Source organism: Azospirillum doebereinerae (genome assembly GCF_003989665.1).
In the GTDB taxonomy this organism is placed as follows: Bacteria; Pseudomonadota; Alphaproteobacteria; order Azospirillales; family Azospirillaceae; genus Azospirillum; species Azospirillum doebereinerae.
Genome location: NZ_RZIJ01000024.1, coordinates 61,900 through 75,363 on the forward strand (window position 1 = coordinate 61,900; position 13,464 = coordinate 75,363).

At 69.0% G+C, this 13,464-nt stretch carries 11 protein-coding genes; 7 read left to right on the top strand and 4 right to left on the bottom strand.

Features of this window, described 5'->3' with window-relative positions:
* Positions 1 to 144 precede the first annotated feature (144 nt).
* Positions 145 to 1,395 carry an ABC transporter permease gene (locus EJ913_RS24415; protein WP_127002822.1) on the top strand — a complete coding sequence of 417 codons (1,251 nt, stop codon included), beginning with the start codon at positions 145 to 147 and terminating at the stop codon, positions 1,393 to 1,395.
* Positions 1,392 to 2,222, top strand: coding sequence for an ABC transporter permease (locus tag EJ913_RS24420; RefSeq protein ID WP_185909917.1), 831 nt, complete (start codon positions 1,392 to 1,394; stop codon positions 2,220 to 2,222). Before EJ913_RS24415 ends, EJ913_RS24420 begins: the two co-directional genes overlap by 4 nt.
* 132 nt (positions 2,223 to 2,354) lie before the next feature.
* Here the strand turns inward: EJ913_RS24420 and EJ913_RS24425 are convergent, their stop codons facing one another.
* Positions 2,355 to 2,921 (bottom strand): cupin domain-containing protein, encoded by a 567-nt coding sequence (locus EJ913_RS24425; RefSeq protein ID WP_127002824.1) that lies wholly within the window; start codon positions 2,919 to 2,921, stop codon positions 2,355 to 2,357.
* 178 nt (positions 2,922 to 3,099) lie between these two features.
* On the opposite strand from EJ913_RS24425, the gene EJ913_RS24430 reads away from it, so the two are divergent.
* The 4 genes from EJ913_RS24430 (at position 3,100) to EJ913_RS24445 (ending at position 8,220) form a co-directional block, all read left to right on the top strand.
* Positions 3,100 to 4,560, top strand: coding sequence for an NAD-dependent succinate-semialdehyde dehydrogenase (locus tag EJ913_RS24430; protein ID WP_185909918.1), 1,461 nt, complete (start codon positions 3,100 to 3,102; stop codon positions 4,558 to 4,560).
* A gap of 35 nt (positions 4,561 to 4,595) precedes the next feature.
* The gene (gene gabT, locus EJ913_RS24435) at positions 4,596 to 5,882 is read left to right on the top strand and encodes a 4-aminobutyrate--2-oxoglutarate transaminase (RefSeq protein ID WP_127002826.1); all 1,287 of its coding nucleotides are present in this window, start codon (positions 4,596 to 4,598) and stop codon (positions 5,880 to 5,882) included.
* Between the two features lie 183 nt (positions 5,883 to 6,065).
* Positions 6,066 to 7,268, top strand: a complete 1,203-nt coding sequence (locus tag EJ913_RS24440) for a CaiB/BaiF CoA transferase family protein (protein ID WP_127002828.1) — start codon at positions 6,066 to 6,068, stop codon at positions 7,266 to 7,268.
* Between the two features lie 46 nt (positions 7,269 to 7,314).
* Positions 7,315 to 8,220, top strand: a complete 906-nt coding sequence (locus EJ913_RS24445; protein ID WP_127002830.1) for a DMT family transporter — start codon at positions 7,315 to 7,317, stop codon at positions 8,218 to 8,220.
* A 142-nt stretch (positions 8,221 to 8,362) separates the two neighbouring features.
* Here the strand turns inward: EJ913_RS24445 and EJ913_RS24450 are convergent, their stop codons facing one another.
* Genes EJ913_RS24450 through EJ913_RS24460 form a run of 3 tightly spaced genes read right to left on the bottom strand, consistent with a single transcriptional unit; the run spans position 8,363 to position 11,203 of the window.
* Complete coding sequence (locus EJ913_RS24450; RefSeq protein ID WP_127002832.1) at positions 8,363 to 8,728, bottom strand: hypothetical protein; 366 nt, start codon at positions 8,726 to 8,728, stop codon at positions 8,363 to 8,365.
* A gap of 41 nt (positions 8,729 to 8,769) precedes the next feature.
* Positions 8,770 to 10,095: a hypothetical protein gene (locus EJ913_RS24455; RefSeq protein ID WP_127002834.1), complete on the bottom strand. Its 1,326-nt coding sequence runs from the start codon at positions 10,093 to 10,095 to the stop codon at positions 8,770 to 8,772.
* 4 nt (positions 10,096 to 10,099) lie between these two features.
* The gene (locus EJ913_RS24460; RefSeq protein ID WP_127002836.1) at positions 10,100 to 11,203 is read right to left on the bottom strand and encodes a hypothetical protein; all 1,104 of its coding nucleotides are present in this window, start codon (positions 11,201 to 11,203) and stop codon (positions 10,100 to 10,102) included.
* Between the two features lie 231 nt (positions 11,204 to 11,434).
* On the opposite strand from EJ913_RS24460, the gene EJ913_RS24465 reads away from it, so the two are divergent.
* A complete protein-coding gene (locus EJ913_RS24465) occupies positions 11,435 to 13,432 on the top strand; it encodes an AsmA family protein (protein WP_127002838.1) in 1,998 nt (665 codons plus the stop codon).
* Positions 13,433 to 13,464 lie beyond the last annotated feature (32 nt).

The window sequence follows — 13,464 nt, forward strand, 5'->3', positions numbered from 1 at the left end:
GCGGTGGGGAGGGTGAGGGGCTATCGGGCGTGCGGCCCATCCATGCCCCGATAACCCCTCACCCTTCCCATGCTGTCGCATGGGCCCCTTCCCTCTCCCGGGGCGGGAGAGGGGAAAGTTCGCAGATTTCGACAGGACACCCCGATGACAGCCGCTTTCGTTGCCGGCGCCGAAATGCCGTTGAAGCGCCGATTGAAGCGGGCCGAACGCGCCCGGCAGTTCCGCGCGCTGGGTCTGGTGGCGCCGCTTCTCCTGTTCCTGATGTTCACCTTCGTCGTTCCCATCGCCGGGATGATCTGGCGCTCGGTCGACGACTGGGAGGTGCCGCAGGTCATGCCGCACACCGTCGCGGCGCTGTCGAGCTGGAACGGGCAGGGGCTTCCCGGCGAGACGGCCTACGCGGCCTTGGCCGGCGACCTCCAGGCGGCGCGCGCCGCCGGGACCATCGGCATCGCGGCCAAGCGGCTGAACTACGTCGTCAACGGCTTCCGCACCGTCCTGACCTCCACCGCGCGCAACCTGAAGACGGCGCCGGAACCCGGCACCGCCAAGGACACGCTGATCGGCATCAACCCGGCCTGGGGCGAGCACGCCACCTGGACGGCGATCAAGAGCGCCAGCGGGCCGGTCACCAGCTATTACCTGCTGGCCGCCGTCGATCTGACGCGCGACGCCGACGGCGCCATCGTCGCGTCGCCCGACGACCAGGCGATCTACCTCGACCTCTTCGGGCGCACCTTCGCCATCGGCCTCGGCGTCACCACGCTGTGCTTGGTGCTGGGCTTCCCGGTCGCCTATCTGCTGGCGAATCTGCCGACGGCGCAGTCCAACCTGCTGATGATCTTCGTGCTGCTGCCCTTCTGGACCTCGCTGCTGGTGCGCACCTGCGCCTGGATCGTGATCTTGCAGAGCGAGGGCATCGTCAACGGATCGCTGCAATGGCTGGGGCTGATCGACGAGCCGCTGCGGCTGATCTACAACCGGTTCGGCGTCTACATGGCGATGACCCATGTGCTGCTGCCCTTCATGATCCTGCCGCTCTACAGCGTCATGCGCTCGATCTCGCCGGCCTACATGCGGGCGGCGGCCTCGCTCGGCGCTCCGCCGGCCACCGCCTTCTTCCGCATCTACCTGCCGCAGACCATCCCCGGCATCGGCGCCGGCTGCCTGTTGGTCTTCATCCTGGCCATCGGCTACTACATCACCCCGGCCCTGGTCGGCGGCGCGGCGGACCAGATGATCTCGGCCTTCATCGCCTTCTACACCACGGAAACCGTCAACTGGGGCCTCGCCTCGGCGCTGGGGGCGGTGCTGCTGCTGTCCACGCTGGTGTTGGCGGCGGTCTACGGCAAGCTGGCGCTCGGCCGCCAGAACACGGGAGGTCTCAAGAATTGAGCGCGAACCATTCCCCCCGCACGCTCAGCCAGCGCGCCGCCTGGACCGCGACTTTGGTCGCCGCCACCCTGGTCTTCGTGTTCCTGATGGCGCCGATCCTGGCCATCGTGCCGCTGTCCTTCAGCTCGGGCGCCTATCTGACCTACCCGCTGCCGGGGCTGTCGCTGCGCTGGTACGAGGATTTCCTCAGCTCGCCGCGCTGGATGCTGTCCTTGAAGAACAGCGCCATCATCGGCGTCGCCTCGGCCGTCCTGTCGATGATCCTGGGCACGCTGGCGGCGCTCGGCATGGTCCAGTGGAAGAGCAAGTGGAAGCCGCTGATTCTGGCCGTCGTGCTGTCGCCGATGGTCGTTCCGGTGGTGATCACGGCGGTCGGCGTCTACTTCTTCTTCGCGCCGCTCGGGTTGACCGGCAACTTCCTCGGCCTGATCCTGGTCCACACGGCGCTGGCGACGCCCTTCGTGTTCATCACCGTGTCGGCGACGCTCCAGGGCTTCGACATGACGCTGGCGCGCGCCGCCGCGTCGCTGGGGGCGCCGCCGCTGCTGACCTTCCGCAAGGTGATCCTGCCGCTGATCCTGCCGGGTCTGGCGTCCGGCGCGCTGTTCGCCTTCGCCACCAGCTTCGACGAGGTGGTGACGGTGCTGTTCCTCGCCGGGCCGGACCAGCGCACCCTGCCGCGTGAGATGTTCAGCGGCATCCGCGAGAACATCAGCCCGACCATCACCGCCGTGGCGGTGGTGCTGACGGTGATCTCCATCGGGCTGCTGACGGTGATCGAGCTGCTGCGCCGGCGGAACGAGAAGCTGAAGGGGAACATGGCGTAAGGGGTGGTGACGATTGCCCCCTCCCTAACCCTCCCCCGCCTTCGGCGGGAGAGGGGACTCCGCCGCGCTCGACCAAGCATCCGGCCCCCTCTCCCGCGAAGCGGGGGAGGGATGGGGAGGGGGCAGATGGTGTTACAGATACGGCGGCGTGCAGGCGCTGATCAGCTCGCAGTCCTCGTCGCCGACGTTGCGGAACCGATGCGGAATGCGGCTGTCGAAGAAATAGGCGTCGCCGGGACCGAGAAGCTGCTTGCGGTCGCCGACCGTCAGCTCGATGCGGCCCTTGACGACGATGCCGCCCTCTTCGGACTCGTGCTGGAGCATGGTGCGGCCGGTGTCGGCGCCAGGCGCGTAGCGTTCGTGGAGGATTTGCAGGTTCCGCCCGCGCAGGTCGCCGACCTGACGGAACGACACCTGACCGACGGCGCTCTTGAGCTCGCCGGCCAGCTCGACCAGTTCGTCGCCCTTGAAGAAGATCTGCTCGGGCGGCGGCAGGTCGTCGGAGGAGAAGAACTCGGCCAGCGTCATCGGGATGCCTTGCAGCACCTTGCGCAGCGACGACACGGACGGGCTGCTGCGGTTCTGTTCGATCAACGAGATGGTGCCGTTGGTAACGCCTGCCTTCTGGGCCAGAGCCCGCTGCGACAGCCCGTGCTGCTCGCGGATCTGTTTCAAGCGTGTGCCTACATCGAAATCCATCACCTGGGCTCCTGGTTCCCCAACCCTAGGCAATAGCCCATTTGCGCAACCCCGTCATTAAAATATGAACAGCTAAACAGGGGTTGTTTAATTTATTAAACATGCTAGGCTTCTGTTCGCGGTCCAAGCGATCCCTCGCGGACCCCAGGCAAACCTTCCAAATCCAGGCGGATCGAACATGCTGTCGCTGAACGACCAGAGCCTTCTCCAGACCAAGGGCTATGTGAACGGCGCGTGGCGCGCGGCCGATTCCGGCAAGACCTTCGCGGTGACCAACCCGGCCACCGGCGCGGTCATCACCGAGGTCGCCGACATGGGCGCGGCCGAGACGCGCGCCGCCATCGACGCCGCCAACGCCGCGCTGCCGGCCTGGAAGGCCAAGACCGCCAAGGAGCGCGCCGCCGTGATGCGCCGGTGGTACGAGCTGATCCTCGCCGCCCAGGAGGATCTGGCCCAGCTGATGACCGCCGAGCAGGGCAAGCCGCTGGCGGAAGCGCGCGGCGAGGTCGTCTACGGCGCCTCCTTCATCGAGTGGTTCGGGGAGGAGGCCAAGCGCGCCTACGGCGACGTGATCCCGACCTTCGCCGCCAACAAGCGGATCGTGGTCCTCAAGGAGGCCATCGGCGTCGTCGCGGCGATCACGCCGTGGAACTTCCCGATCGCCATGATCACCCGCAAATGCGCCCCCGCTCTGGCCGCCGGCTGCACCGTGGTGATCAAGCCGGCCGAGGACACCCCCCTATCGGCCCTGGCGCTGGCCGAGCTGGCCGAGCGCGCCGGCTTCCCGGCGGGCGTCATCAACATCGTCATGGGCTCCGAGCCGGCCGCCATCGGCAACGAGCTGACCCACAGCCCGATCGTCCGCAAGGTCAGCTTCACCGGCTCGACCGAGGTCGGCAAGCTGCTGATGCGGCAGGCCGCCAGCACGGTCAAGAAGGTGTCGCTGGAGCTGGGCGGCAACGCCCCCTTCATCGTCTTCGACGACGCCGACCTCGACGAGGCGGTCAAGGGCGCCATGGCGTCGAAGTACCGCAACGCCGGCCAGACCTGCGTCTGCGCCAACCGCCTGCTGGTGCAGGCCGGCGTCTACGAGGCCTTCACCGCCAAGCTGGCCGAGGCCGTGAAGGCGCTGAAGGTCGGCAACGGCGTCGAGCCGGGCGTGACCCAGGGCCCGCTGATCAACGCCGACGCCATCGCCAAGGTCGAGGAGCTGATGGGCGACGCGCTGGAAAAGGGCGCCAAGGTCGCGCTGGGCGGCAAGCGCCACGCGCTGGGCGGCACCTTCTTCGAGCCGACGATCCTGACCGGCGTCACCACCGAGATGCGTGTGGCCCGCGAGGAGATCTTCGGCCCGGTCGCCCCGCTGTTCCAGTTCGAGACGGAGGCCGACGCCATCCGCATGGCCAACGACACCGAGTTCGGCTTGGCCGCCTATTTCTACAGCCGCGACATCGGCCGCGTGTGGCGCGTCGCCGAGGGGCTGGAATACGGCATGGTCGGCATCAACGAGGGCATCATCTCGACCGAGGTGGCCCCCTTCGGCGGCGTCAAGGAGTCCGGCATCGGCCGCGAGGGCTCCAAGTACGGCCTCGATGACTTCATGGAAACCAAATACCTCTGCATCGGCCTCGGCGCCTGACGCCCGACCGTTCCATCCCCAAGGACAAGACGATCATGAGCAACCAGTCCTACGTCGCGCGCCGCGAGGCCGCCGTTTCCCGTGGCGTGTCCGCCGGCCTGCCGATCTACGTCGAGCGCGCCGAGAATTCGGAGATCTGGGACGTCGAGGGCAACCGCTTCATCGACTTCGGCAGCGGCATCGCCGTGCTGAACACCGGCCACCGTCATCCGAAGGTGATGGAGGCCGTGAAGGCCCAGCTTGATCGCTTCACCCACACCTGCGCGATGGTCACGCCCTACGAGAGCTACGTCGAGCTGGCGGAGAAGCTGAACGCGCTGGTTCCCGGCCCGACGCCGAAGAAGACCGCCTTCTTCACCAGCGGCGCCGAAGCCGTCGAGAACGCGGTGAAGATCGCCCGCGCCTCGACCGGCCGTCCGGGCGTCGTCGCCTTCTCCGGCGGCTTCCACGGCCGCACGCTGCTGACCATGGGCCTGACCGGCAAGGTCGTGCCCTACAAGGTCGGCTTCGGTCCCTTCCCGGCCGAGATCTTCCACGTGCCCTTCCCCAACGCCTACCGCGGCATCAGCGAGGCCGAGAGCCTGAAGGCGTTGGAGAGCCTGTTCAAGTCCGACGTCGATCCGGCCCGCGTCGCCGCGATCATCATCGAGCCGGTGCAGGGCGAGGGCGGCTTCAACATCGCCTCCCCGGCCTTCCTCCAGTCGCTGCGCGCGGTCTGCGACACGCACGGCATCGTGATGATCGTCGACGAGATCCAGACCGGCTTCGCCCGCACCGGCAAGATCTTCGCGGTCGAGCACGCCGGGATCGAGCCGGATCTGGTGACCATGGCCAAGAGCCTGGCCGGCGGCTTCCCGCTGTCGGCGGTGACCGGCAAGGCGCATCTGATGGACGCCCCGGTTCCGGGCGGTCTCGGCGGCACCTACGGCGGCAACCCGCTGGCCACCACCGCCGCGCTGGCGGTGATCGAGGCCATCGAGGAGGAGAAGCTCTGCGAGCGCGCCGTGGCGATCGGCGAGCGCATCGCCGACCGCTTCCGCGCGATGGGTCAGCGCAACTCGCTGCCGGTGGTCGGCGACGTGCGCAACCTCGGCGCCATGGTCGCCATGGAGCTGGTGACCGACCGCGAGACCAAGGAGCCGGCGGCCGACCTGACCAAGGCGCTGGTCGCCAAGGCGGCGGAGAAGGGCCTGATCCTGCTGTCCTGCGGCACCTACGCCAACGTGATCCGCGTGCTGGTCCCGCTGACCGCGTCGGACGCCCTGATCGACGAAGGTCTGGACATCATCGAGCGTTCCCTGGAAGAACTGGTCGCGGCGTAAGCGGCCTCCCCAATCTCCCTCTCCCGCCCCGGGAGAGGGAAGGGGCCCATGCGAAGCATGGGAAGGGTGAGGGGCTATCGGAGCATGGATTCGTACCACGCCCGATAGCCCCTCACCCGGCCGCTTTGCGGCCACCCTCTCCCGGGGCGGGAGAGGGACAATAAAATCGGGAGGAGCAGGACCTTGGCCGGACCCTTGTCGCACATCAAGGTGCTTGAGCTGTCGCGCGTTCTCGCCGGCCCCTGGGCGGCGCAGACGCTGGCCGATCTCGGCGCCGACGTGATCAAGGTGGAACGGCCGGGCGCCGGCGACGACACCCGCGCCTGGGGTCCGCCCTGGGCCGGCGACCAGTCCGCCTATTTCCTCTCCGCCAACCGGGGCAAGCGGTCGATCACCATCGACTTCGAGCGCCCGGAAGGCCAGGAGCTTGTCCGCAAGCTGGCGGCGCAAGCCGACGTGGTCATCGAGAACTTCAAGGTCGGCGGGCTGGTCAAGTACGGGCTCGACTACGACAGCCTGAAGGCGATCAACCCGAAGCTGGTCTACTGCTCGATCACCGGCTTCGGCCAGACCGGGCCCTACCGCAACCGCGCCGGCTACGACTTCATGATCCAGGGCATGGGCGGGCTGATGAGCGTCACCGGCCAGCCCGACGGCGAGCCGGGCGCCGGCCCGGTCAAGGTCGGGGTCGCGGTCACCGACATCTTCACCGGCCTCTACGCCGCCATCGGCGTGATGGGCGCGCTGGCCCACCGCGAGCGGACCGGCCAGGGGCAATGGGTCGATCTGGCGCTGCTCGACGTGCAGGTCGCGGTCCTCGCCAACCAGGCGATGAACTGCCTCGTCGGCGGCACCGCGCCGCAGCGGCTGGGCAACGCCCACCCCAACATCGTTCCTTATCAGGCTTTCCCTACCCGCGACGGCTACATCATCCTGGCGGTCGGCAACGACGGCCAGTTCGCGAAGTTCGCCCAGGTCGCCGGCCGCCCCGAACTGGCGAAGGACGAGCGCTACGCCACCAACCCGGCCCGCGTCGCCCACCGCAAGGAGTTGGTCGCCCTGCTGGAGGAACTGCTGCTCGCCCGCGACAGCGCCGACTGGCTCGGCGCCCTGGAGGCGGTCGGCGTGCCCTGCGGCCCGATCAACGATTTGAGCGCGGTCTTCGCCGACCCGCACGTCCAGGCCCGCAACATCCGCCAGGACCTGCCGCACCCGGTGTTGGGCACCGTTCCCACGGTGGCGAGCCCGATCCATTACTCGGAGACCCCGCTGGTCCACGACACTGCGCCGCCGACGCTGGGCCAGCACACCGACGCGGTCCTGGCCGAGGCGTTGGGTTTGAGCGCGGCGGACATCGCGGAATTGCGGGGCAAGGGCGTCGTCTGACCGGCTAGGGTGCCGCCCCCGCTCACTCCAAAGTACCAAGCCCCCCATGACCGCGATCACCACCGCCACCGACAGCCGCCTCGGCATCCTCCTGATGCTGGGCGGCATGACGTTCTTCACGCTGAACGACGCGCTCGGCAAGTGGCTGGTGGCCGAATACCCGGTCGCCATGCTGCTGGCGGTCCGCAGCCTGTTCGGCATGGCGGTGCTGCTGCCGATGATCCTGCGCGAGGGCGTGCGCACCGTCTTCGCGGTGAAGCGGCTGCCGGTGCATCTGGTCCGCGTGGTGCTGGTCACCGTGGACATCGCCTGCTTCTATTGGGCGGTCGGCTATCTGCCGCTGGCCGACGTGATGACCATCTACATGTCGGCGCCGCTGATCGTCACCGCGCTGTCGGTGCTGTTCCTGGGCGAGACGGTCGGCTGGCGGCGCTGGGTGGCGGTGCTGGTCGGCTTCGCCGGGGTGGTGGTCGTGCTGAACCCGACCGGCGGCTTCGACCTCGTCCCCTCGCTGGTGGCGTTGCTGGGCGCCACCATCTTCGCGTCGGGCCTGATCTTCACCCGCCTGTTGCGCGAGGCCGGGACGCTGCCGTTGGTCACCTACCAGACGCTGGGCGGGCTGGCGCTGGGCGGCGCGGCGCTGCCCTTCTCCTGGACGGCGCCGGGGGTGCTGGACTTCCTGCTGCTGGGGCTGCTGGGCGTCACGGCGCTGGCCGGCCACGCGATGATCAACCGCTCGCTGCAACTGAGCCCGGCGGCGGTCGTCGTGCCGTTCCAGTACGTGTCGATCCTGTGGGCGGTGCTGCTCGATCTGGCCGTCTGGGGCACGGAGCCCAGCCTGCGCATGGGCATCGGCGGCGTGCTGATCATCGGCAGCGGCCTGTTCATCTTCCACCGCGAGCAGCGCCTCAAGCGCGGTTCCGCCGCCGGAGCGGCGTCGGACCACGTGTAGGAAGGTGATGGGGGGTATTTGGAAAGCCCTTCTCCCCTTGAGGGAGAAGGGTTGGGATGAGGGGTATTCGCCGTAGGCGAAGAGATTTGCGACCCCTCACCCCAACCCCTCTCCCTCAAGGGGAGAGGGGCTAGAAAGAACGCTACGCGAAGAAGCGCGGGACCAGCCGGATCGCCACCGGCTCCGCCGGGCGCCAGCCGAACTCCTGGATCGCGAGGTTGGACTCCACCGGCTGTCGGCCGTCCGCCAGCGACCAGGTGATGTGGGTGGTCGAGCCGTCGGGGCGTTCGGTGTTGCCGTCGATGGCGACGATCAGCGCCTGCACGCCGGACTCGTCGTCCACCGTGCCGATCACCTCGCCCTCCGTCGCATCCGGCAGCGGATGGCCGGGCGGGACGCCGAAGTCCAGCGTCACGTGATGCGCGACCAGCCGCTCGTAGCGTTGCGGGAACAGCTCCAGCAGCTTGGCGCGCTCGTCGCCGGGCAGCTCCCAACCGGTGTATCCCATGCTCACGCCCTCTCCCCTTTCCCGGTGCCCGCCGGTTCCCGTCAGCGGCGCCCGCCGTTCAGGATCTCGTCCATGACCTTGTTCGCCTCGGCCGAGCCGGCCAGCAGCTCGATCATGCGGATGGCGGTGTAGCCCGAACGCGCGCCGCCGCCAACCCCGGCGTTGCCGCCGCCCAGCGCCTGCCGGGCCTTCGCGGTCAGCGTCGCGGTGGTCTTCTGCGTCATCTCCCTCAGCTCGCCGCGCAGGCCGAGCTGGTCGGCGACGGTCGAGCATTTGCGCAGCGCGCGGGCCTGGCTTTCCGCCTGGGCCAGCTGCGTCCGCTCGTCGGCCCCGCCGTCCAGCCCGCCCAGCGCGGCGACGATGCCGGTGTCGGCGTCCTGCAGCACCTGGCTGCGCACCATCTCGTGGACCGAGCCGCGCACCTGCTTCAAACGCTGGTCGAAGGATTTGTTGCGGCTCTGCTCCATCGCGTCGCGGGTGGCGTCGAGGCTGGCCATCAGCCCGACCGCCAGATCGGCCACCGCCATGCGGTCGGGCACCCGCTCCGGGCTGGCCTTCAACGAGCGGGAGCGGTCCTCGATCTGCGCCATCACCGTGCCGCTGAGATCCATGAACAGGGTGGCGCGGTCGACGGGTTTCAGCCCCAGATCCATCTCCCACAGCCCGCCCAGCAGCGCCGACGGGTCGGCCATCCGCGAGGCGGCGAGCAGGACGAAGATCTTCAACGCCTCCGGGCGGGATCGGGCGACGCGGCGCCCGGCCTCCTGGATGCCCTCGAGGTGATCCTGGTGCAGCCGGCTGACCGGCTTGGGCGACAGGGCGGCCTTGAGGTCGCGCACTTCCGGCGCGATGGTGAGGATGGTGGCGATGTCGCCCATCGCGCGCATGCGGTCGGGGGTCAGCCGCAGGTCCATCGCCCCGTCGCGCCGGCCGGCGTCCCCGGCGGCGGTGTTGGCGATGTCGGCGACGATGGCGGCGCACTCCGCCCAGAAGGCTTCGGCCAGTCCCCTGCGCTGCGGCCCGTCGTGCAGCGCGCCGCGGTAGCTTTTCAGCCGCTCCTTGCCGATCGTCGTCTCGACCAGCGGCCACAGGCTGTTCATCAGCGCGCGTTCGATGACGCTGAGCGGCATCGGTTCGGTCTTGCCGAAGGTCTCGAACAGATCCTCGAAGGGGTCGCAGAACAGGCGCTTCAGGGTCGGACGGCGGTGGATGCGCAGCTCCACCATGCGCGGGCGGATGATGGCGATGGTGCGCCGGATGTCCGGATGGTCGCCCATCTGCTCCAGCAGCTCCACGATCTGCCGGAACTTCGGCTCGTCGATGTAGAGGAGCTTGTCGCCCAGCGCGATCAGGTCCTGGATGTCCATGGCCCTAGGCCGCCTTTCCCTTGAGCGTCTCGATCCGCATGACGAGATCGACGTCGAGCTGCCCGCTGCGCCAGTCGACGTAGGCGCGCACCGACCGCCGGTTGGCCTGCAACAGCTTCTCCGCCGCCATCGCCTGGTCGAGCCGCGTCTCGTCCTTGGGCAGCAGGGGGATGACCCGGAAGATGTCGTGAACGGCCAGATCCTGCTCGTGCCGGCTCTTGGTCACCGAATCGGCCCACAGCGCGATCAGGTACTCCCAGCCGTCGAGCAACCAGGACAGCCGGGTCGCCGCCTTGCGGACCAGCAGACGCTTGGTGTCCCATTGCCGGATCAGCGTCTCGAAGGAGGCGACCGACTGGTCGAGCTGCTTCATCACGGTGCGGGCGTGGTTGATCGTGTGCTCCGCCACCTCGGCGCAGAAGCCGCCGATGGGGGCCGCTTCCGACACGTTGTCGGTGGCCCAGTCGGTCATGCTCTCGCGGAAGCCCTGGAGGTCGCGCATCAGGCGGCGCAGCCGCGCCGGCTTGGGCGAGGTGAGAACGCCGATCGATTCGACGTAGACCGCCAGCTCGGCGATGCGGGAGTACAGCTCGGTCGGCTCCAGCGCGAGGCTGTGCGCCGCCTTCGACATCAGGTCGCGGGTCAGCCGCTGCCCCTCGACCGAGGCGAGGCCGGCGCGCAGGATCTCGGTGGATTCCAGCCCGACCGCCTTCAGCGCCTCGACGATGAGCTGGTAGTTGATGAGGAGCCGCTGCTCGTCGTCGTCGCGCAGCGCCGCCTCCGCCGCCTCCACGGCGTGGTTGCCGGCCAGCCCGCAGCGGGCGGATTGCAGCACCGCCTTGCGGATGTCGTCGGGCGAGCAGCCGTCCGCCTTGGCGATCAGGTCGTGCAGCATGCGGTCGTGCACCGTCATCGGGAAGGCCAGCGGCAGTGCCTTCCACGGCACCACATAGACGCCGCGCCCTTCCGACAGGTTGGGGACGAGCACCTCGAGCTGCTCGCGGCTGTCCTTGCGGACGCGCGTCTGGGCCAGGACGGGGGTGGTGAAGGCCACCGCGGCGCCGCGGTCCTCGAAGGTGGACGGGGCGAAATTGGTAAGCGAACGCATGTCGTGCCGGTCTTGCCTGCGGAAGAGTTTGGCCTGCGGAAGAGTCTAGAAGGAGTACAAGGCCGATTCCCTGAATTTTGCGTTAAATCCAAGAGATCGCGGACCCGAATCCCATGGCTTTCGGAGAGGCTCCGGCGCCTTGGGAGTACCCCGGCGCCGCACGATCGGCCGGATCCTCCGCTGCGCCGTTTACGTCCAGGAACAGGGGCGCTACGGACGGGGGTTGCGGCGATGGCGGTGCTGAAATGGGTCGGGTACGGGGTGCTGGGGCTGCTCGGCCTCGTCGTGGTCGGGGTGGGGGCCTTCGTGCTGCTCTTCGACTGGAACGACGCGCGCGGCTTCGTCGCCCGCCGCGCCACCGCCGCGCTCGGCCGCGAGGTCGCCATCGACGGCGACCTGCGGGTCAAGCTCGGCAACCCGATCCACATCCACGTCGAGGGGCTGCGCATCGCCAACCAGCCCTGGAGCGACGAGAAGGACATGGTCGCCATCCGCGCGCTCGACGCCACGCTGCTGCCCTGGCCGATCCTGAAGGGCAACTGGGAGCTGCCGGAACTGCGCTTCGACGGCCCGAAGATCGTGCTGGAGACGAACGACAAGGGCGAGAACAACTGGACCTTCGCGCCGACCGCGACGAAGGAGGTCGCCAAGGAGGCCGTCACCCCCGACAAGCGCGGCGACATCCCGGTGATCGGCCGGCTCGCCATCGCCGACGGCGCCATCCGCTACCGCGACCCGACCAGCGACATCGACATCGCCAACACCATCAACACCGCGACCGGCGACAACGACACCGACACGGTGAAGCTGGACGGCAAGGGCAGCTTCGCCGGCAAGCCCTTCACCCTGGCGGCGGAGGGCGGCTCGCTCCTCACCCTGCGCGACGACCCCAAGCCCTACCCGATCAGGATCGAGGCGGCGGTCGGCAAGACCAAGGGCAAGATCGAGGGCTCGGTCGCCGAACCGGTGGCGATGCGCGGCATCGACCTGTCGGTCGACCTGCGCGGCGACGATCTGGCCGAGATCTTCCCGATCCTCGGCATTCCCACACCCAAGACGCGGCCCTACGCCATCTCCGGGCATCTCGGCTACGAGGGCACCCGCTGGTCGTTCCAGGGCATGCACGGCAAGGTCGGCGAGAGCGACCTGTCCGGCGACGTGGAGGTGGAGACCGGCGGCGAGCGCCCCCGCGTGACCGCCACGCTGATGTCCAAGCGGCTGGCCGCGCAGGATCTGGCCGGCCTGATCGGCGCCTCGCCGCGCGGCAACGGCGACTATCCGACGAAGGCCAGGGACCGGGTGATCCCCACGACGCCGGTCAACGTCGAGAAGCTGCGCAACACCGACATGGACGTCCGGCTGAAGGGCCAGCGGGTCGAGGCGCCCTTCGCGCCGCTCGACGACCTCGACCTGCGGATCCGGCTCGACAACGGCGACCTGCGCTTCGACCCGCTGTCGCTGGGCATCGGCGGCGGGCGCATCGCCGGGACGGTGCAGGTGGACGGCAGCCGCAACGTGCCCGTCCTGCGCACCAACCTGGACATCCGCAAGATGCAGCTCTCGGCCTTCTTCCGCGAGACCTCGTTTGCCGGGCAGATGGGCGGCACGGTGTCGGGGCGCATCCAGCTCACCGGCACCGGCAAGACGGTGGCCGACCTGCTGGCCTCGTCGGACGGCAAGATCGGCGCGGCGGTGGACGGCGGCAAGATCTCCAGCCTCGCGGTCAAGGGGCTGAAGACCAACATCCTGGAGACGCTGGGCGTCGTGCTGTCGGGGTCGGAGCCGCTGCCCTTCACCTGCCTCGTCGCCAACCTGGCGGTGGAGAAGGGGATCGCCCGCGCCGAGGCCCTGGTGCTCGACACGCCGGAGACGGTGGTGGCGGGGCAGGGCACCATCAGCCTGCGCGACGAGAAGCTGGATCTGCGCGTCGTCGGCAACGCCAAGTCCCCGCAGTTCTTCGCCACCCACGTTCCGGTGCTGATCGGCGGCAAGCTGGGCGACCCCTCCATCGGCGTCGATCCGACCGAATCGGCGGTGCGCGGCGGCGCGGCGGTGGCGCTGGGCGTGTTCCTGACGCCGCTGGCCAGCGTGCTGCCCTTCCTTGACCCGGGCAGCGACGAGCAGCCACACTGCGGCCAACTGGTGCGCGACGCCCGCAAGCCGGGCAACGCCGGCAAGGCGTCCGGCGGGTCGGCGCCCGCCGCCAAGCCGAGCGGCAGCGCGAAGTAACGAACGGGAAACCCCGCCACCCGGCGGGACAA